The sequence below is a fragment of the Methylobacterium sp. PvP105 genome, from assembly GCF_017876975.1.
Lineage (GTDB): Bacteria > Pseudomonadota > Alphaproteobacteria > Rhizobiales > Beijerinckiaceae > Methylobacterium > Methylobacterium radiotolerans.
In genome coordinates this window covers 15,490-34,192 of the sequence record NZ_JAGIPA010000004.1, presented here as the reverse complement: position 1 = coordinate 34,192, position 18,703 = coordinate 15,490, and the positions used below count along the sequence as shown (strand labels likewise).

Genomic DNA, 18,703 nt, shown 5'->3' with positions numbered 1-18,703 from the left:
CTGATGCTGGTCCGCGTCGAGGAACGCTTTGCCGAGGTGCGGGTGCCGCACCTCATGCTGTGGCTTGTTGCTAACGGCTCCGCTTACACGGCGTCCGAAACATCGGCCTGCGCTGCAGCTTGGGAGCACAGCCCTGCTTCATTTCCTCCGCTCGCGGCAGAGCTACGGCGTCGTGAAGGCGTTCGCAAAGACGCTTGAGCGCGACTACGCTCGCCGCGCCATCTTGGCCGACACCGAGACCGTGATGCGCCTTCCGCTGGCTTGCGCCGTGGATTACAGTTGCTCGTCAGAACGCACATTTCGCTATGTCGTTGATGTGAAGAGGGATTGCTGCGCCGGATGCGGTACCGCGCGATGTCCGCCTCGGTCGAATGCCTCCTGCGCAAGGCCACTGGCAGCTGGGCCGCCGCGAGGGGTGCGGCTGTTGACCCAGGTTCGTCCCCGAGCGGATGCGCCGCATCGATTCTACCCCTCGCCGCGGCTAGACGAAGGGTTTGCGCAGCAACTCCTACGTGGGCGTCAGCTGGGGTCAGGCTCAGGCAAGGCTCCTCTCCCGTCGTGGCCTCGAGAAAAACTTGGTTGCGGTACTGCGAGCCCAAAGCGGTTATGTGTTCGCGCGTGAAGCGGTTTTCGTACCCCGTCCTCAGCCGTTGCAGTCGAGCACGCACGCGATCACGTTGTCGCGCGATAAGCGCCAGCGCGCGCGACGCTTCGATTACGTCAGCGGGCGTGCTGTCGCGCTAACCGCGTCGGTGACGCGGCAATCAATGCTCGGTGCGGGCGCCGTCGGCCCACAGTGCAGCGGGAGCACGATCTCCGCCCGTACCTCGTCGAGATCGGCGATCGCCTCGTGGACGAGATGTGCACGAACTGCTTCTTGAGCCGTGCATTCGTCGTGTGCGCTGATCAGACGCCCATCCGGTCCACGGCGAGCGCGTCCTCTTCTGCGGCACCGGCGTCCACGGCTCTCTTTGGCCCCTCCTACGCGATCCCTGGTAGAGACCTCAGCCTTCAATCGGTCGCCAAGCTAGGGGAGACGGGAGACGGGACCGCGAGAATGGGATAGAGGCGTGCGGATGAACGCGTCCCATCAGACAGGACACCGGACAGGATCGACGCCGATGCAAGCCAGCGCCCTCGACCGCCTCAGAGCCGGCGATGCAGCGCGCTGGGCCACAATCGCGAATGCCCAGGCTCTGAGCCGCAGCAAGATGGCTGCGCTTGCCGAGATCGCGGCCGACCTGCTCCCGACGGATGAAGGCACGCTGGTGGTGTTCGGCTCCCTAGCGAGAGGTGAGTACACCGCCGATAGCGACCTCGACTGGACGGTCATCATCGACGGCCTCGCCGACTCGGGCCACCTGAAGATCGTTCAGTCACTGAGGCCGAATTTGACCGGGGCAGGCTTCAAGGTCCCGGGACCGACCGAGGTGTTCGGAGGCCTGGTCTTCAGCCACGATTTGATCCACGCGATCGGCGGCGATGAGGACACCAACAAGAACATGACCCGGCGCCTCCTGCTGTTGCTGGAGTCAGCACCGATCGATCTGTCCGGAAGCAAACTCGTCCATAGCCGTGTCCTGAACGGCATCTTGAACCGCTACGTCGAGGAAGACGCAAACTTCATCGCGGCCAACCAGCATAAAAACAAAATACCGCGCTTCCTTCTTAACGACGTCGTTCGCTTTTGGCGCACCATGGCTGTCGATTATGCCAATAAGTATCGGGTGCGCGGCCGCGAAAAATGGGCACTTCGGAACATCAAACTGCGGATGTCGCGCAAGCTCTTGTTTGTGTCCGGGTTTTTCATGTGCATTACGTGGACGCTACAGAACCCGGACCCCGCTGATGAGCCGCTCATCACGCAAAGACTCGTATCATATCTGCGAGATTGGACACAGAAGCCGCCGCTTGAGTCGCTGGCAACCATCGTCGAGGAATACGGCCCCTCCTTGGCCGACGATATCTTCGGCGCATACGACTCGTTTCTAGCTCTGCTCAACAATAAAGAGCACCGCGAACTCCTCGAGCGACTATCACCCGACGAGGCGTACGAAAATCCGATCTTTCTGGCGGCCCGTGACGAGGCATATCGCTTCGATGAGGCCCTGACCAAACTGATGTTCGACACGGACGAGCGCGTCACCGCTCTCGTGAAGAAATATGGAGTCTTCTGATGTGCACAGTTGGATTTTCAACGGGCGCGCTGGCCTACGAAGATTTCGCACACGCCCTCGAGTTACTTGAGCCGACGCGCGCAACCGCTGTGGAACTATCAGCCCTGCGCTCCGTCGAACTTCCGGCCCTGCTTGCAGCGCTGCCATCCATATTTGGCACGCTCAAGAACCGCTACCGCTATATCAGCTTCCATGCGCCGACCAACTTCACCGACGAGCCCGGCATGGTCGAGCAGCTCATGGAGATCGCGGGCAGGGGCCTGAACATCATCGTCCATCCGGACTGCATCAAAGACAGGTCGCTATGGCGCCGACTCGGCAGCCACCTGTGCCTTGAAAATATGGACTCGAGGAAGCCAACGGGTCGCACCGTCGCGGAACTTGCCGGTTTCTTCGCCGATCTGCCGCGGGCCAAGTTGTGCTTCGACATCGCGCACGCGAGACAGGTCGATCCAACTATGACGGAAGCGGCTTGCATTCTAACCGAGTTCGGCGACCGCCTGGCGCAGGTTCATATGAGTGAGGTCAACAGCCGAGGCAAGCATTTCGCTATGTCTTTTGGCGCAAAACACGCCTACGAACCGTTCGCCTGTGCGATGTCAAAGGTTCCGGTTATTCTAGAATCGGTCGTCGAGGCATCGAATATCGAGAAGGAAATTGATGCCGCTGTGAAGATCCTTTCACATCACACCGGCTACTATACGCACGCCGAGTCGACCCACGAAGAAGCCGTTGAGCTCGCTTACGTTTACCGGGGGTAGGGACCATTGGCTCGTCCCCGCAGAACCGCGCCGCAATGTCGGTACCGAGCGCCACAGTAGGGCGCGAGCCGATGACTCAAGCCGCTTCGTGTGGAAGCCGGGCACTTGATGGCTAAGCCGGTCGATCCTCGGCCCAATTGTCGGCCCCAGGCCGAGCCTACAGCGCCGCGCTGGGCGCTGCAGTCAAGGCGATGGACAGCCACGTAGGCCGTCACGATACCAACGACCTGTTCAAATAGCTTCGGCATGCCCCGTTCCCGACTCGTCCTGTGTGCGCTCATCAGCGGACTTGTTTGTTCTGGAGCGCGGCGGGCTCGTGTGGCATGAGCGTCGCCTTCGTTGAGGGGCAGGCGCTCGGCCCCTACGCCTCGTTCGTTGACTTGGCTGGCGCCACGCCCAATCCGACGCGTCGGCACGCGATCTCCGACGGCTTCCTCAATGACAAGACGTCCCCTGGATGTCTCCGCCGGCCCAATGCGACCAGCGGCTCTTGTCCCCGCAATGTCCCCTAGATGTCCCCCGCGTGTCCCCTGGATGTCCGGCCAACGTGCGATTTTGCTCGCGTCCGGACAAAATCGCCGTGTCTCAGAACGCTCATGCGCTCCCTGAACATGCCCCAGGTCGTGCAGCATAACGGGCGCAACGACGCAGAAAGCGCACGCCTTGAGGATCAAGCCCGATACCTCAATGAGAGGCGAGGGGCTCACGACTGGCCGAGTTCAGTCGAGGCATGGTCCACCCAACCGGTGCGACTCGAGCGAGGTTCAACGGGAACGCGCAGAGAGACGAGGACTTGGCTCCGTGGATGTGCATGAAGAATTTACAGAGAGAAACTGCCAGACAACATGTACATCTCTTCGGCCGCCCCAACCACAACCGACCCACAGCTCCAAAACACGCCTTGCCACCGGCGCTCCACGCCCCGCACCCGGCAGCGCCACCCGAAGCCGATCCCTGCCGCCACACCGCCCAATCCGGACCTAAACCCGGAATCCGGAACGGCCGGACATCCCTTCAGGTACCAACCCGCCTTCAGGTACCAACCCGTGCCGCCGTGGCCGGCCCCAGCCGACCGGCCGGATATCCAAGTCCGCGTCCCTGTATGTAGATACATCTCTAGAAGCGTAGATATTTACATACAGGCCGATGGCGCATTCCCGAGTTGGGCATCCGGCCGCTCCCATGGGCTCCCGCCCCGGTACACCCGTCCATAGAACACGGATCGAGGCCATGGCAGGCGGAGGCTGACCTACGCTCCTCCAGCCCACGGCCTTCTATGATGTCCTGTGCCCTTCCATGGGAGCGCCGGCCCATGGAGCAGCCTCCCGTGCCACCTCACGCCGGGCATGTATTTCCTCGAGCATCTTCCAAGTAGTCGCCAATACATTCCGCACATAAACTCTATGACATTCGCTAATCTCTTGCTGCAAACGACGAAGCACAATGCTTCAACACAGCAGAGCTATGCCAATGACCAACTTCATCGCCTCCGTCGCCCGTCGTCTCGCCGAGTGCGGCGACTACCTCGACAGCCTCGACACCGAGACCCGTGCTCGACGACGCGCCGCTGCCCGGGTGGTCTCGGACCAAGCGTCGCGCAACCTGCGCGAGATCGCCCGCGCCATCGAGACCGAGCGCGAGACGATCCCCTTCAGCCTGGCCCGTCAGCTCGCCCGGGCCGAGCACCTGCAAGCCCGCGCCGCACGCCGACGAGACCGCGCCCGGGCACGCGCCCAGAAGGCGCTGCTCCGTGACGACCTCTTCATCTGACACCGAGACACCCGAGCGCCGCGCGCACCGAGGGGCATCGTATCCCGGGGCGCCCCTTTTCTCGACCGGGTGCCTGCGCATGGGAGCGCGAGAATTAGCCCGTGGGCGCCCATGGGAGGGTTCTCAGCTGGCATTGGTGCTCCGCGGGGCTCTATGGGGCTCCTCGTGCCGTTTCTCGCGTCTGGTGCGCCATGGGCGTCCCGGTCCATGGCGCCAATCCGGTCCGACTCGGCCCATTTGGAATTTCCAGGAACGGCCCGGGGTCCCTACCGGAGAGCCCCATGGCGGCGCCCGGCGCCCCGTGGGAGGCCATGGGACCCGGGTGCGGCGGGGAAGCCGCTGTGACATCACCGCCGCCACAGTGGCGGCCCAGCCACAGGGCGCGTCCGCGGAATCCTATGGGAAAGCCAAGTGGCTTTTCCGCCGACCTCACAGCTTTCCCATGCTGGGGCACGGATTTCGAGCTTCCGCAGAAAATCAGTTTTAGCTGACTTGTTCGCTTTTTCCGTCTCGGGGCGCTTGCTCCCCCGCCTCCCCCGAGTATTCTACAGAAGTCATCACGACACATATCGAGAAAGACAAGCAAATGACCAGGTTGATCGAAGCCGTCGCCACCTACACCGCCGAAATTGCCGCCGCCATCGTCTCGCGCAAGTCTTACGAGACAGATCAGAACTCCGAGAACATGAACATTCAAAAGACCCTTGACGGTCTTGCCGCTGATTTCGCCCACGTCGATGTGTGCAAATTCATGCACGCTGCCAGCGTTGACGCCAACTTCATTAACCGCCAGGAGCGCAAGAACAAGCGCTTCAACGTCTACAGCGCCCAGAAGATCGCCAACGTGGCTCGCGCCGCTGCGGCTGCGGAGTCGCTCAACGCCTACACCCAGACGCTCCTGCGCACTGCCATCGCGCTGACGAAGGCAGAGAGCAGCATGACGCACCGCGACGCCCACAGCGCGCTGTGCCTGGACCTCAAGGTCGATGCGTCCAAGGCGCAACACATCGTGCGCTACGGCAAGAACATCGCGAGCAACACTGCCGACACCCAGTCGTCCTCGTCCATCAACGCACTGCAAATGTTCAACGTTCTCAAGGAGATCCGCGACGACCGCAACGAGGTTGCCTATGTCGTCGACCTGAGCAACGCAACCACGAAGCGTCTCGCGAAGCACCTCGACATCGCGCTCTAAGCGCACCAGGAGCTCGCACAGCGTGTCCGACGCTGTGCGAGCAACACGGGTAGCACCCGCACGCGGACCCTGCCAGTGAGCTTCCCACGCACGCTTTTCCCTTCTGTGCATAAGTCAGCCCTGACTTGTATAAGCCACGAGGGCGTGCGACAAGCAGCCATCAATATAGCAACCGAGCCCGCGATGACCATCGAGGATATCGTTGAGATGAACGAAGAAGGGTTCCGCCTCCGCTACATCCTGAGCCGGCGTGTTGCTCGGTGGATGCGTGGTATGTTCGCCACAGACATCGACGACTAGGGGATGGTTGCGGCAAAGCCACTGTACATCCTGCGTCACAGTCGAAGTCCTAGGGGTTTGGCGCGCCCTCGGAGGCTGTGCCTCGGGTCCCCTCGCAGCTCCCGGATCTACCCTTGGGAGACCAGGCACTCTCTACCCCGGCGATCGGTCGAGCGACGCTCCCGACCTTGGGATCATCCTTGGAACGCCTGTATCAACGCGTCAAATCGGGAAGCATGCAGTAGCTCCGGAAGTCATTCTCGAACGCCGAACTAAACTCCACGCTCTCGACGATCGCCGTCGGTCCGATAGTGTAGTAGCGCTTCATGGGCGCGTATCCACCGAAGCTGTTGCGACCCGTGACCATCCCGCAGGAGACGTAGAAGCCGCCCTGCGCCAACACCTCGAACTGGCTGCTGAAGCGGGCGGACGAGGGCTCCAGCAGCGCAGCGCGCACGGCCGCCTCTCCCATCTGGCGCGCTGCCGTCTTCGCAGCTTGCTTGACCTCGAACTCCGAGACGACTGGCGTCGCAGCGACGGCCTCTGGCACGACTGGCTGGCGCTTCATGAACATGGGAGCGATGACCAGGCCGAGGCCGAACAGCGCGAAAGCCCCGCATGCCGTCGCGTAGTTCTCACGCCCATTGGAATGAGCCTGGATCGCGCGGACGACTCCCGAGACGAACAGCAAGAACCCAAGTATCGCGAAGGTGGCAACCATCAGAGCGATCCAGACCGGACTGGATCGACCCTAGATTTCGTCCGTTAGCGAGGTGTAACCGACATTTGAGGGACCTGAATGTTGGTTAAACCGGCCGTCACCATACGGGCCTTGGGTCTCTCACCATCCGACCTTGGGTAGCTTCTCGCGCTCCTTCTGGACGTCGCGACGTGCCATCTCCTCGAGCTGGTAGCCGCGCACGATCGCACCGAGCGCCCGGGCCACTAGCACCTCGACCTCGACACCCTTGGAGATCGCCTCCGCTATCGCGTCAGCGCGCTCTTCGGGCGTCATCAGGGCCAGGACCTCTCGAGCGCCCTTCAGGACGTCTTGGAGCTTGTGGTGCTCGAGAAGGTCGTAGGGCTCGCTCAATGCAAGGTCGTCCCCGTCTCGGAGCGCATTCGCGCCAGGTTGCGCTCGATCCGCTCAGAGGCCCGATCGAACAGCTCCAGGATGGTTATACCACCTTCCCGAGCCCGCTGCTCGTAGGCGGCGAGCTCCTTCTCGGAGAGGCGCATACCCGTGAGCCTCTCCAACCTCTCGAACGCCGGCTGCCCGGCGAGCTTCTCGCGATGATCCAACGCTACACCCTTCGAGAACCTACCCCTCGAAGGGCACCCCGCTACGCCCGCGGGAAGCGTGGCTCAATGGGGTCTGACGCTACCTGTCGGGCACCGGGTATGTGTCCCGGTAGTGCTGCATGGCAGCCTGAAACAGCTCCTTGTGCTTCATCTTTCGCTTGGCCGCCTCGAGGATGAACTCGTCGCGTTCGTCCTCGGTCAGCTTGAAGGAGAGGTCCACCCAGCGCTTCTGGTTCGAGCTGGTCATGTTCTGGGGCGCCTCCGCCCGGGCCGGCACGGCGTGCGCCAGGCGGCCTGCGGGCTTGTCGTCCTTGGGAGGCGGGGGCGGCGCGGACAGGCGAGGGCGGCTCATCTCTTGGTCCCTGCGAGCTCGGTGAAGCGGTCGATGATCTCTTGAGCGAGCGCGTCGGCCCGCTCGTTGAGGCTCGGATACTGGCTCTCGTTGATGGCGCGCCCCTGGTTCTGGGCGAGCTGGTAGCCGGTTTTCACCGGCAGGTCGGTCGAGGCGCAGCGGTAGCCGGCGGCATCGATGAAGCCTTTGGCGTCGGCGATCGAGGCCGCGCTGTCGAGCGTCTTGTTCAGGACGAACAGGATGTCGGACCGCTCCACGCCGCGCTGGAGCAGCTCGTGGGCGAACTTCACCTGCGGGCTCAGGTCGTCGAGCGTCACCTGGGCCGGGATCAGGATCAGGTCGCTCTCCCGGGCGATCTCCAGCGTGATGGTGTCGGAGTCGGGTTTCCCGTCGAACACCATGAGGTCGTATTGGGTCTGCTGGGTCAGTGCCTTCTTGACGTTGGCGAAGGCCTCGGCCGGCACCTCGGGCGTCAGCTCGTTCTTCAGCCGGTGCCCGGCCCAGTCCACGCTGGTGAGCTGCTTCACGTTGAAGTCGGCGAGCTTCACGCGCCAACCGACGCCGGCGTAGGCCGTAGCCATCAGCCGGGCGATCGTGGATTTGCCTACCCCTCCCTTCTGGGAGAGCACGGCGAGGGTCTTCATGGGCGAACTCGCTCAAGGCCTAATGCGATCATGCGCGCATAAGGCCTCTCATAGGTTCACAGGTCGTTAACGGCTACGTGAACACAGGTGGAACAGGGCGTCGCACCGGATATTTAGGGAGCCGTCATGCTCTGGTCCTGCCTGGTTCTGATCGCAGAACACACCTTCGTGCCCGTCCAGTGGGAGCGCTCCTCGGTGCCCCGGGAGGCGCTCCTCGACTGGCTATGCCTCGGTATCGTAGGCGCCATCGTCGGCGCCGGCGCTCTCGTGTTCGCGATGGGAACGATCGAGATCAGCGGCGTGACCCACAGCGTGGGCTGGCAGCGCAGGCACGATCAGGTGCGGCCGGACGTTGGACCGCTACCGCCTCTTGCCGCTGAAATCGCCGCCCATCTGCCGCTCTAGCGCGCGGTTCATCTTAGAGCCGGCTTTCGCGGCGGCCGCGCCGAGCTGGTTGAGCGTCTTGCCCAGCTCCGAGACAGGCATCTTCACGTTCACGAGAACCGAGGCGAGGTCCGAGACCGGGGTCGTGACGCGACCCAGCGTCGAGATCGTGGTCGCGACGCTCGACGGCTTCAGGAGCGAGCCGGGCACCTTCAGCGGGGCGGCCGGCTTGCCCCAGGAGTGGAACAGCGCCTCCTCGGCCATCAGGGCACCGTCGGCCTCGCCGAAGGGCACGAAGTTGTCGAAGTCGAACAGCTCCTCGGCCTCCTCGGGGCTCACCACGGCAGCGGTCCAGGTGTAGACGCAGGCCTGCACGCCCTCGAGGCGCGAGCACCGGGCGTATTCGGGCACGATCGCGTGGATGTGGTCGAGCGCGGCGTGCGTGCGGTAGTCGGTGAAGCGCGCCTCGAACTCGTCGACCCGGACGCCGCTCATCAGGCCTTGCGTCTGCACGCCGTCCTCGTCCTCGATCACCATCCCGTCCGGGTCGGCCACGAACTCGAGGAGCTCGTCGGCCGGCACCAGGGCCGCCCGAATGCCCGAGATCCAGCCGAGCAGCCGGCCGGTCTCGCCGCAGCGCACCTCGAGGTGGTCGGCCGGCGCCCGGTTACCCTTGATATTCGAGCGGGTCAGCATCGCCGGTCCTCCTCCATGAGCGCGCCTGCCTCCCGGGACATGGCCGTCCAGTAGGCGAGGGTGAGGGCGTTCGCGGTCGTGACCGACCGAAGCCAGAAGTCGAACCAGCGGATCATCAAGCGGCCTGCTGGGTGACGCGGGCCAGCCAGTCGGCGCGCCGGGCGTGCAGCTCCTGGAGCGCGGCGAACACCGCCTTCTCCAGCGCGCGCAGGCAGCGACCGTCGTTCTCGATCGTGAGGTCGACGACAGATCGGTCGTATCGGTCGAACTCGTAGGGGGAGGGGCCCGCGCTCGGGTTGATGATCTCGATCACCACGCCGCCGCGCTCCTGGTAGTAGCGGCCCTGGTCGCGCCGGACCAAGCCGAACGATAAGTGCCCGGCCCGGGCCGCGACGGTGCGCTCGGTGAGGAACGGCATCGCGTGGGGCCCGAGCAGCGCTTCGAGCTGGTTGCCGATCTGCCCGAGCAGGTCGCGAACGACCCAGTCCTTGCCGGCGAGCTGCACGCTCTCGCGCTTGCCGGCCTGGGTGCGGACCTGGTCCCAGGTCAGGCCCATGTGCTCGACGGCGATCGAGCGGATCGCGTGCCCGTCGTCGACCGGGGTGACGCCGTAGTCGCGCCGCAGGATCTCCTGGACGGTGCTCTTGCCTGAGAGCGGGTTGCCGCACAGGGCGATGTAGCGGGGAAGGGTGATCGCGTAATTCATGTCAGCACTGACTGATGGCTCCGGGCGCACTAAGCCATTGGTAAAACAATGAGGAAAACCCGCCGCCGCTAGTGCGTGCGGGGCGGGGTGGCAGCGGCGTGGGCCGCCTTCGACTTGGCCAGGATCTGGTTGATCTTGGCGAGGTTAGCGCGCAGCCGGGCGTTCTCCGTCCGGAGCTGCTGGATGATCGTCTCCTGTACGTCGTAGCTGGAGAGGGCGTGCCCACGCTCATCGAAGAGGTGGACCGGGTCGACGAGGTGGGGCTTCTTGCTCATGGGACCCACTATAGCGATCAGGCTGCGCGCTTCGTCGCCGAAACGAGGCGCCACGGGTGGTCGGCACCCGATTTCAGGATCCCCTCGCGGAAGCCGTCGGTGCCCTCGATGATCGCCCGGCGCTCGCGGGCGTGGCCCTGAAGGTGACTGTTCGGGCCGGTCGAGTAGTCCGAGATGAAGAAGATGTTGGCGCCCATCTTCTTGCGCCTGGCGCCGCGGCCGATCCGCTGCCGGAGCGCGACCTCGGCCTTGCCGCCGCCAGCGAGCTGCACCAGGCCGACGGCCGGCACGTCGACGCCGACGTCGAGGATGGTCGTGCCGATCAGGACGTGGATGCGCCCATCGGCGAGCGAGGCGAGGGCGGCCTTCCGGGCGGCCTGGTTGTCCTCGCCCTTCAGGAACACGACGCGCAGGCCGGCCTTGCGCATCAGCTCGGCCAGGATGTCGCCGTGGGCGGTGCGCTGGATCAGCGTCATCACCGGCTGCCCGAGCTCGGCCGCCTTCTTCGCCTCGGTCACGATCGCCTGGTGCATCGGCACGTTGTTGACGTAGCCCATCGCGTAGGCGCGCTGGTAGGGCGTCGACTTGAACAGGCCCTTGGGCGTCGGGGTGTCGACGAACCGGAAGTAGGGCTTGGCCAGGATCCCCTTGTCGATCAGCTCCTTCTCCGTGACCTGGATCAGGATCGGGCCGAAGGCGGCCATCAGGCGCATGTTGTCGGCCGCGTCCGCGCGCATGAACGGGGTCGCGGTCAGCGCCAGGCGGTAGCGGGCGTTGCGGCAGTGGCGCAGGATCTCGAAGTAGCTCGTGCCGCCGACCTCGTGGGCCTCCTCGCCGATCACCAGCTCGATCATCTCGAGGAACTTGATGGTGCGCGCCCGCAGGGTCATCTGCTGGATCGCGCGGCGCGAGGCCTCGGCAGCCATCTCCTCGTCGGAAGGTCTCGCGTCGATCTGCTCGTTCTCCAGCTTGTCGAGCGCGATGCTGATGTCCCGGGGCTTCGCGCCGTCGCGCTTCATCCGGGCCTCGAGCCCGGCCCGGGCCTTCTCTTCGGCCGCGGCGCGCCGCTCGACGCCCTTGATGAGCTCCCTGGAGACGTCGGTCTCCTCGAGCCGGGCGACGAGCGTCTGCACCATCGCGCAGTTCACGCCCCGGACCGGGCTCCACTCGCCGTCGCCGATCAGCCCGACCTTGAAGCCGGCGTCCCGGAAGCCGTCGGCCATCTGGTGCATGAGCACGCCGCGGGTGGTGATGAACAGCGTGGGCCGGCGGATGCGCGCGACCGCGAGCTTGGCGATCTTCGACTTGCCGCCGCCGGTGGCGATCTGGGCGATCCCGCGCCCGTGGCGCAGGAGCTGCCGGATCGTGCGCATCTGGTAGTCGTAGTCGGGATTGTCGTTGCCGAAGGCGTCGACCTGCGGATCCTCCGGGCCGAGCGGCTCGGGCAGCGGCTTCTTCACGACGTGGACGCGGTGGCCGGCCCGGACCAGCTCCGAGTGCAGCAGGTGGGCAAAGCCCGCGGGGAAGGTGCCGCGCAGGTTCGAGAAGAACGACGAGCGCCCGTTCCACTGACCGTTGCCGGCGCCCGAGAACTCGGCGCCCTCGACGACGTAGGACAGCGTCTTGTGGGCGATCGCCTTCACCGCCTTCGAGGGGTTCACGAGCTGGGCGTTCACGGTGCCCACGGCCATCTGGACCAGATCAGTCACGGCTTACTTTTTCCCCGCGTTGGCATTGACAAGTCAGTCAGCACTGACTTACCAAATCCTCTCATGCAACCCAACTCGCTTCAGGTCTCGCCTACCGAGCTCCGGCCCAACCCGTGGAACTCCAACCACGTCGCGCCGGACAACGAGGGCAAGCTCATCGCCTCGATCCGCGAGCGCGGCATCGTGCGCCCGATCCTGGTGCGCGAGACCGACACCGGCTTCGAGATCCTGGGCGGCGAGCACCGCTGGCGCTGCGCCTCCGACCTGGGCCTGGCCACCGTGCCGGTGCTCAACTTCGGCCGGGTCAGCGACGACGAGGCCAAGAAGATCGGGCTGATCGACAACGTCCGATACGGCGAGGACGACGCGAGCGAGCTCGCCGCCCTGCTGCGGAGCTTGGACGATGTCGAGGGCTTCCAGGAGACCATGCCGTTCACAGACCAGGAGATCACGTCGATCTTCTCGTCTTCGACTATAGCGCTGGAGGACTTGGATTTAGACGAGTCCGAGTCCGATCCCGCGCCGGAAGACGATCATCCGGTCGCCGCGGCCCCGAAGACGCACGCCATGATGCGCTTCCAGGTGCCGCTGGCCGACGCGGAGCGCCTGACCGACCTCATCACCCGGACGTGCAAGCGCCAGGGCTTCGAGGCGGCCACCGCCCTCATGAACGCGGGCGACGCGCTCTGCTTCCTCCTCCTCGGCGCCGCAGCGCCCCCAGTGCCCGGCGCCGAGGAGGAGACGGAGATCCCCGAGGCCGACGGCTTCGGAGAGCCGCTGTGACCGGCATCCGCATCGAGCAGCGCTTCTCGGAGTGCGAGGAGTGCGTCCACTTCGACCCGACGCGGCTCGTGCGGGCCTGCCTCGGCTGCAAGGCCGGGGAGAACTTCGACCCCAAGATCGACGACGAGGAGCCCTCGGAGGCGACCCTCCTCGGCATGCTGAAGGAATGGTCCCGTGACGACGGCTAAGACGGATCCGGCCAACCTGGTCGTCGAGCACTGGCCGGTCGCGGACCTGGTCCCCTACGCCAAGAACGCCAAGAAGCACACGCCCGAGAGCACGAAGAAGCTCGCCGGCGTGATCCGGGCCCGGGGTCACTGGACGGCGCCGATCGTCGTGCGGGCCGAGACCAAGGAGGTCATCAACGGCCACGGCCGGCGCCTGGCCGCGCTGCACCTCGGCATGAAGACCGTGCCCGTGGTCGTGCTGCACGGGCTCACGGACGCCGAGGCCGACGCGCTGCGCCTCTCGGACAACCAGGTCTCGAACCAGGACTACGACACCGACCTGCTGCGCCAGGGCCTGTCCGCGCTCGCCGAGACCGGCGGCATCGACATGGACAACCTGGGCTTCGACGAGAAGGAGCTCGACTTCCTGGTCGAGGACCCGGGCGAGATGCTCGAGGACGCCTTCGTCGAGGACATCGGCGAGGCCGTCGAGGAGCAGAAGACCGAGAACGACGCCAAGGCGGCCGCCGTCGACGAGGCGCCGGCCCGGCTCGCCGAGGTGTTCGGCTTCACCAAGGTCTCGGTGGCCGACGGCCGGCGCGTGAAGGCGTTCATGGCCCGGATCGAGGCCGAGACCGGCAAGAAGGGTGCTGAGGCCTTCATGGGCTTCCTTACCGAGTTTGGCATCTGAGTTAAGTCAGGACTGACACGCCCATGAGCGATGCCCTCGACGAACTCCGCAAGCGCCTGAAGGCGGTGGCCGACGAGGCGGCTGCGGCCGCCCCGACGACGCCGAAGGTGTTCCACATCTTCTCGCGCAAGCCCTACGAGCCCGCGCCCGAGACCGGGGCCGCCCCGAAGCGCGTCCGACCGCCGAAGCGCGACAAGCAGGCGATCGAGGCGCTCACCGAGCTGCTCGAGGACTACCGCGCTGGCCGGCTGCACGGGCTCTGCCTGATCGGCTGGAACATCGACGAGAGTCGCATCGAGCAGCACGTCATCCTCCCGCCCGGCAAGAGCGACCACGAGGCCGCGCTGCTGTTCTCGGGCGGCGCCGTGATGCTCAACCAGGCGCTCCAGGACATCGCCGAGTTCGGCCTGGAGAACATGCGCGACGGCAACGAGGTCGTCCTGATGGACGGCCCGGAGGACGCGCTGTGAGCGTCTACCGGATCTCGAAGGCCTTCACCTCCTCGGTGGGGCGGACCCCGCGCGTGCTCGAGGTCGCCGAGGGCTTCGGCCTAGGCCTCTCCGACAAGGAGTTCGTGATCTACGACGGCCTCGAGGTCGAGGTCCGGCCGGCCGACGTCGTCTACATCACCGGGCAGTCGGGCTCGGGCAAGTCGCTGCTCCTGAAGGAGCTCGCCGCGCAGATGCGCGCGGGCGGCCTTAAGGTCGCCGACCTGAACGAGATCGTGCTCGATGACCGCCCGGTGATCGAGCAGGTCGGCGCGTCGATGACCGAGGCGACCCACCTGCTGGCGCTCGCCGGCATCTCGGACGCCTGGATCTACATCCGCAAGCCCTCGGAGCTCTCCGACGGCCAGCGCTACCGGCTGAAGCTCGCGAAGGTGCTGGAGTCCGGCGCCGACGTCTGGATCGCCGACGAGTTCGGCGCCGTGCTCGACCGGGTCACGGCCAAGGTCGTCGCCTTCAATATCCAGAAGGTCGCGCGCCGGCAGGGCCGGACGCTGATGGTCGCCACGACCCACACCGATCTGACGGCCGAGCTCGCCCCCTCCCTCACCCTGACCAAGCGCTTCCGCGAGCGGGTCGACATCGAGAAGGCCGCACCATGACCACCGTCGTCCTGATCCGCCCCACGGGCCCGGCCACCAACGTCCAGGCGCAGGGGACCCACTTCGTCGAGACCAGCCTCGAGCAGCTCGTGGTGAAGGCCTCGGCCCGGTCCGTGCTGCTGACCCTCTCCGTCGGCGCCCTGATCCTGGAGGACCTGCGCCTCGAGGACATGCCGGAGCACGTCCGCAAGGCCGTCGTCGGCGCCACGCTCGGCCAGAGCTGCCCGATCGTCACCCGCTGGACGAGCCCACGGACCGGGGACGCCAGGTGAGACCGCGCGACCGCCTCGAGGCCGTGCTCGGCCTGGCGCTCGGCGCCTCGATTATCGCCGCGATGCTGCTCGCGCAGTCGCTGGGCTACCAGTGATGCTCGACGTCGTGCAGGAACACGCGCCCGGTCGCGCTGGGGAGCTCGCTCACAGCGTCCGCGCGTATCAAGCGCCCGAGACACTGATCGAGCGCGAGAGCGCTCCTGCGCCCCGTTTCTCGCTCATCGACGAGATGATCGTGGAGCGCGGCACCAAGGCGGACTGGGAGCTCCTGCACGACCTGCACTACAAGGCCGAGAACCTGCCGATCGGCCCGCGCTTCTGGAAGCTGACGCTCGCCGGCGAGACGATCGGCGTCCTGGTCACGGCCAACCCGAAGGGCCTACTGAAGGAACGGCACATCGCCTTCCCGAAGCTGAAGCCGGGCGGGTCCGAGACCAAGCTCACGAACACCGACCGCTACGTCTGGGTGAACCGCAACATGCGGGTGATCTCCCGCTTCGTCGTGGACACGATGTATCGCGGCATCGGCGCCGGCTACCGGATGATGAACCTGGCCTCGCGCCTCGAGGGCGCGCCGATCATGGAGATCCAGAGCTCCATGTCCAAGTTCAACCACTTCGGCCAGAAGGCCGGCTTCCGGTTCGTGAAGCCGATGAACGCCAACAAGTTCGAGGCCGGGCTCAAGTTCTTCCGGGGCCACTTCGAGGCGTCGCCGTCCGACTACGAGGCGATCCTGGCCGAGCTCGACGCCAAGGCCCCGGCCGAGCGCGAGCGGCTGCTCCGGGCGGCCCGAGACTTCTACTACCGGCACTCGGCGCTGGAGAAGACCGGCAACAACCGGGACAAGGGGCAGGGCCGGGTCGACGCCATGGAGGCGCGCCAGGTCTTCAAGAGCCTCCAGCAGATCACGCTGGCCTCGCCGATGTATGGCGTGTGGCGCAACCCCGATCGCGGCCGGGCCCTACCCGAGCGCCTTCCCCTGTCCGCATTCGACTGGCAGGGCGTGAACGAGCCGCTCAAGGAGCCGGTCGATGGCTGAGACCTTCGCCGGCACCGAGAAGCAGCACGAGATCATGAATCTGGTGTTCGCGGCAGCCGACGGCAGCCGGGACATCGGGTTTCACGAGCTGAAGGCGTGCCTGTCCTACGGGGCCGGGATCACCGACCAGGCGCTCCAGTATTCGCTGCGGTATCTCGACCGGCACGGCCTGATCGCCCGGAAATACGGGGAGCGCCGGAAGCTGACGATCGCGCCGACGCTGCTCGCCTACCAGATGCTGCGGTCCAATTCCGGTGCCGCGATGGACTTGGATCCGGCGCCATCGGCCTGAATGTATATAACTACTAAAGAAACAACTATATAATACATACAGGCCGATGGCGCCGGAATACCCGAGCCACGCCCGATGGAGTAAGTAAGTGCTGACTGGTGAGGATCAGGTTCCGGGAGACGACGCCGCCCTCGAAAACGAGGATGCGAGCGACGCCGGCCGCCGCCTGACGCCCGCTGAGTGGGCGCAGATCAAGGACCTGTGGGAGCTCGGCACCGCGGACGCCTCGGAGATCTGCGCCCGGTTCAAGATCAAGCCCGACACCCTGGCCAAGCGCATCAAGCGCGCCGGGATCCGCCGGGGCTCGCGCGCCCACGAGGTCGCCAAGGCCAACACCGCGGCCACCGTGAAGGCCGCCGAGAAGACGGCCGAGGAGCTGACGGCCGAGCGCAAGCAGAAGATCGAGAAGGCCCGGTCCGAGCACCTCAACTGGACGACGATCCTCGCCCAGCAGGCCATGGCGCTCGTCGCCAAGGCCAAGCAGGAGGACCGGCCGTTCTCCACCGAGGACAAGAACCTGAAGGCGCTGGAGCGCGCCATGAAGATCGTCGTGGCCGCGCGCGACGAGCGCTTCACCCTGCTCGACGCCCACGACGAGGTGGATGACCGCGAGCTGCCGCAGCTCGTGATCCGCGACCTCACCGACGCCGAGATCAAGGCGCGCCGCGACGCCCAGGAGGCCGACGACGCCGAGATCCTCGACGAGACCGACGAGGCGGCCATCGCCGCCCTCGGCGAGGAAGAGGTGATCGAGGACGGCGACGATGACTAGCGCCGCCGCCCTGCTGCCCGGGCTCGGCGGCGCGCCTGCGCACGAGTTCACGCTCCACCGCGGCCAGTCGAAGGTGTTCAAGGACCCGCGCCGCGTGCGCGTGGTCGTGGCCGGCCGGCGCTGGGGCAAGACGCAGCTCGCGCGCATCCTCGCGGTCCGGGCGGCCGCGGCCAAGACCAAGCAGCTCATCTGGTATGTGGCCCCGACCTACGGGATGGCCCGCTCGATCCTCTGGGACGAGCTGAAGGACTCCATCCCGAAGAAGTGGATCCGCTCGATCAACGAGACCCGGATGACGGTGCGGCTGCGCAACGGCTCGCGCATCGAGCTGAAGGGCGCGGACAAGCCGGACAGCCTGCGCGGCGTCGCGCTCAACCTGGTGATCGTCGACGAGGCCCAGGACATCGAGCCCGACACCTGGTTCAAGGTCCTCTACCCGACGCTCACCTCGACGCGGGGTGAGGCGATCATCATCGGGACGCCCAAGGCCTACAACTGGCTCTACGACGTCTACATGAAGGGCCAGCGCGGCGAGACCTACCGCGACAGCAAGGGCCGGCTGCGCAAGAACGACCACAAGTCCTGGCAGTTTCCGACGATCACCTCGCCGTTCATCCCGCTCGAGGAGATCGCGTCCGCGCGCCAGAACATGGACGAGAAGTCGTTCCGCCAGGAGTTCGAGGCGAGCTTCGAGACCATGTCGGGGCGCGTCTACTACGCCTTCGACCGCAACATCCACGTCGGCGACTTCGCCTTCAACCCACACCTGCCGATCTGGGTGGGCCAGGACTTCAACATCGACCCGATGTCCTCGGTCATCATGCAGCCGCAAGACAACGGCGAGGTGTGGGTGGTCGGCGAGGCGATCCTGTTCAACTCGTCCACCGCCGAGGTCTGCCTCGAACTCGACCGGCGCTACTTCAAGCAGCAGAAGTCGGTCATCATCTTCCCGGATCCGGCCGGCGCGCAGCGCGGGCACGGGCGCGGCGAGAGCGATCTCGACATCCTGCGCCAGGGCGGCTTCCGCAAGCTCCAGTATAAGCGCAAGCACCCGCCCGTGGCCGACCGCGTCAACGCGGTGAACCGGATGCTCAAGGCGGCCGACGGCATGGTGAAGCTGCGGGTCGACCGGAGGTGCAAGCACGTCATCGCGGGCTTCGAGCAGACCATCTACAAGCCGGGCACCCGCGAGGTGGACAAGTCGCAGGGCGTCGAGCACCCGATGGACGCGATCGGCTACTGCATCGACTTCAAGTTCCCAGTCCGGCGCATCAGCGTCCTTGGGGTGTCGGTCTGAGGTTGCGTACAAGTCAGCGCTGACTTATTATT

Annotated in this window: 25 protein-coding genes; 15 read left to right on the top strand and 10 right to left on the bottom strand. The window is 65.6% G+C overall.

Going from position 1 to position 18,703, the window contains the following annotated elements:
* The first annotated feature begins 1,121 nt into the window (after positions 1–1,121).
* The 4 genes from J3A75_RS32790 (at position 1,122) to J3A75_RS32775 (ending at position 5,903) form a co-directional block, all read left to right on the top strand.
* Entirely contained in the window at positions 1,122–2,177 is a 1,056-nt protein-coding gene (locus J3A75_RS32790; RefSeq protein ID WP_209651060.1) for a nucleotidyltransferase domain-containing protein, read from the top strand.
* Positions 2,177–2,938 (top strand): hypothetical protein, encoded by a 762-nt coding sequence (locus J3A75_RS32785; RefSeq protein ID WP_209651059.1) that lies wholly within the window; start codon positions 2,177–2,179, stop codon positions 2,936–2,938. The genes J3A75_RS32790 and J3A75_RS32785 overlap by 1 nt, the downstream gene beginning before the upstream one ends.
* A gap of 1,470 nt (positions 2,939–4,408) precedes the next feature.
* Positions 4,409–4,708: a hypothetical protein gene (locus J3A75_RS32780; protein ID WP_209651058.1), complete on the top strand. Its 300-nt coding sequence runs from the start codon at positions 4,409–4,411 to the stop codon at positions 4,706–4,708.
* Positions 4,709–5,294: 586 nt separating this feature from the next.
* Positions 5,295–5,903 carry a hypothetical protein gene (locus J3A75_RS32775; RefSeq protein WP_209651057.1) on the top strand — a complete coding sequence of 203 codons (609 nt, stop codon included), beginning with the start codon at positions 5,295–5,297 and terminating at the stop codon, positions 5,901–5,903.
* 493 nt (positions 5,904–6,396) lie between these two features.
* Here the strand turns inward: J3A75_RS32775 and J3A75_RS32770 are convergent, their stop codons facing one another.
* From J3A75_RS32770 to J3A75_RS32750, 5 genes are all read right to left on the bottom strand, one after another.
* Positions 6,397–6,903, bottom strand: a complete 507-nt coding sequence (locus J3A75_RS32770; protein ID WP_209651056.1) for a hypothetical protein — start codon at positions 6,901–6,903, stop codon at positions 6,397–6,399.
* A 120-nt stretch (positions 6,904–7,023) separates the two neighbouring features.
* Positions 7,024–7,275: a hypothetical protein gene (locus J3A75_RS32765; RefSeq protein ID WP_209651055.1), complete on the bottom strand. Its 252-nt coding sequence runs from the start codon at positions 7,273–7,275 to the stop codon at positions 7,024–7,026.
* Positions 7,272–7,421, bottom strand: coding sequence for a hypothetical protein (locus tag J3A75_RS32760; RefSeq protein ID WP_209651054.1), 150 nt, complete (start codon positions 7,419–7,421; stop codon positions 7,272–7,274). The genes J3A75_RS32765 and J3A75_RS32760 overlap by 4 nt, the downstream gene beginning before the upstream one ends.
* 142 nt (positions 7,422–7,563) lie before the next feature.
* Positions 7,564–7,836, bottom strand: coding sequence for a hypothetical protein (locus J3A75_RS32755; protein WP_209651053.1), 273 nt, complete (start codon positions 7,834–7,836; stop codon positions 7,564–7,566).
* Positions 7,833–8,480, bottom strand: coding sequence for a ParA family protein (locus J3A75_RS32750; RefSeq protein WP_209651052.1), 648 nt, complete (start codon positions 8,478–8,480; stop codon positions 7,833–7,835). Before J3A75_RS32750 ends, J3A75_RS32755 begins: the two co-directional genes overlap by 4 nt.
* 126 nt (positions 8,481–8,606) lie before the next feature.
* On the opposite strand from J3A75_RS32750, the gene J3A75_RS32745 reads away from it, so the two are divergent.
* Positions 8,607–8,885: a hypothetical protein gene (locus tag J3A75_RS32745; protein ID WP_209651051.1), complete on the top strand. Its 279-nt coding sequence runs from the start codon at positions 8,607–8,609 to the stop codon at positions 8,883–8,885.
* Here J3A75_RS32745 and J3A75_RS32740 read toward each other — a convergent pair.
* The 5 genes from J3A75_RS32740 to J3A75_RS32725 all read right to left on the bottom strand — a co-directional run bounded on the left by J3A75_RS32740 (position 8,841) and on the right by J3A75_RS32725 (position 12,250).
* Complete coding sequence (locus tag J3A75_RS32740; RefSeq protein ID WP_209651050.1) at positions 8,841–9,560, bottom strand: hypothetical protein; 720 nt, start codon at positions 9,558–9,560, stop codon at positions 8,841–8,843. The genes J3A75_RS32745 and J3A75_RS32740 overlap by 45 nt on opposite strands.
* Positions 9,554–9,676 (bottom strand): hypothetical protein, encoded by a 123-nt coding sequence (locus tag J3A75_RS37140; protein ID WP_281068227.1) that lies wholly within the window; start codon positions 9,674–9,676, stop codon positions 9,554–9,556. The genes J3A75_RS32740 and J3A75_RS37140 overlap by 7 nt, the downstream gene beginning before the upstream one ends.
* The gene (locus J3A75_RS32735) at positions 9,676–10,266 is read right to left on the bottom strand and encodes a hypothetical protein (protein WP_209651049.1); all 591 of its coding nucleotides are present in this window, start codon (positions 10,264–10,266) and stop codon (positions 9,676–9,678) included. The genes J3A75_RS37140 and J3A75_RS32735 overlap by 1 nt, the downstream gene beginning before the upstream one ends.
* Positions 10,267–10,334: 68 nt before the next feature.
* Positions 10,335–10,541 carry a hypothetical protein gene (locus tag J3A75_RS32730; RefSeq protein WP_209651048.1) on the bottom strand — a complete coding sequence of 69 codons (207 nt, stop codon included), beginning with the start codon at positions 10,539–10,541 and terminating at the stop codon, positions 10,335–10,337.
* Positions 10,542–10,558: 17 nt separating this feature from the next.
* Positions 10,559–12,250, bottom strand: coding sequence for a DEAD/DEAH box helicase (locus J3A75_RS32725; RefSeq protein ID WP_209651047.1), 1,692 nt, complete (start codon positions 12,248–12,250; stop codon positions 10,559–10,561).
* A 63-nt stretch (positions 12,251–12,313) separates the two neighbouring features.
* On the opposite strand from J3A75_RS32725, the gene J3A75_RS32720 reads away from it, so the two are divergent.
* The 10 genes from J3A75_RS32720 (at position 12,314) to J3A75_RS32675 (ending at position 18,671) form a co-directional block, all read left to right on the top strand.
* Positions 12,314–13,033: a ParB N-terminal domain-containing protein gene (locus J3A75_RS32720; RefSeq protein WP_209651046.1), complete on the top strand. Its 720-nt coding sequence runs from the start codon at positions 12,314–12,316 to the stop codon at positions 13,031–13,033.
* Entirely contained in the window at positions 13,030–13,221 is a 192-nt protein-coding gene (locus tag J3A75_RS32715; protein ID WP_042673020.1) for a hypothetical protein, read from the top strand. Before J3A75_RS32720 ends, J3A75_RS32715 begins: the two co-directional genes overlap by 4 nt.
* On the top strand, positions 13,208–13,891 hold the full coding sequence (locus tag J3A75_RS32710) for a ParB N-terminal domain-containing protein (protein WP_209651045.1): 684 nt from the start codon (positions 13,208–13,210) through the stop codon (positions 13,889–13,891). The genes J3A75_RS32715 and J3A75_RS32710 overlap by 14 nt, the downstream gene beginning before the upstream one ends.
* 23 nt (positions 13,892–13,914) lie before the next feature.
* Positions 13,915–14,361 (top strand): hypothetical protein, encoded by a 447-nt coding sequence (locus J3A75_RS32705; RefSeq protein WP_209651044.1) that lies wholly within the window; start codon positions 13,915–13,917, stop codon positions 14,359–14,361.
* Complete coding sequence (locus tag J3A75_RS32700; RefSeq protein WP_209651043.1) at positions 14,358–14,999, top strand: hypothetical protein; 642 nt, start codon at positions 14,358–14,360, stop codon at positions 14,997–14,999. The genes J3A75_RS32705 and J3A75_RS32700 overlap by 4 nt, the downstream gene beginning before the upstream one ends.
* Complete coding sequence (locus J3A75_RS32695; protein ID WP_209651042.1) at positions 14,996–15,271, top strand: hypothetical protein; 276 nt, start codon at positions 14,996–14,998, stop codon at positions 15,269–15,271. The genes J3A75_RS32700 and J3A75_RS32695 overlap by 4 nt, the downstream gene beginning before the upstream one ends.
* Positions 15,272–15,365: 94 nt before the next feature.
* Positions 15,366–16,310 (top strand): hypothetical protein, encoded by a 945-nt coding sequence (locus J3A75_RS32690; protein WP_209651041.1) that lies wholly within the window; start codon positions 15,366–15,368, stop codon positions 16,308–16,310.
* Entirely contained in the window at positions 16,303–16,602 is a 300-nt protein-coding gene (locus tag J3A75_RS32685) for a hypothetical protein (protein ID WP_209651040.1), read from the top strand. The genes J3A75_RS32690 and J3A75_RS32685 overlap by 8 nt, the downstream gene beginning before the upstream one ends.
* Before the next feature lie 88 nt (positions 16,603–16,690).
* On the top strand, positions 16,691–17,374 hold the full coding sequence (locus tag J3A75_RS32680; RefSeq protein WP_209651039.1) for a hypothetical protein: 684 nt from the start codon (positions 16,691–16,693) through the stop codon (positions 17,372–17,374).
* A complete protein-coding gene (locus tag J3A75_RS32675; RefSeq protein ID WP_209651038.1) occupies positions 17,367–18,671 on the top strand; it encodes a phage terminase large subunit in 1,305 nt (434 codons plus the stop codon). The genes J3A75_RS32680 and J3A75_RS32675 overlap by 8 nt, the downstream gene beginning before the upstream one ends.
* The last annotated feature ends 32 nt before the right edge of the window (positions 18,672–18,703 follow it).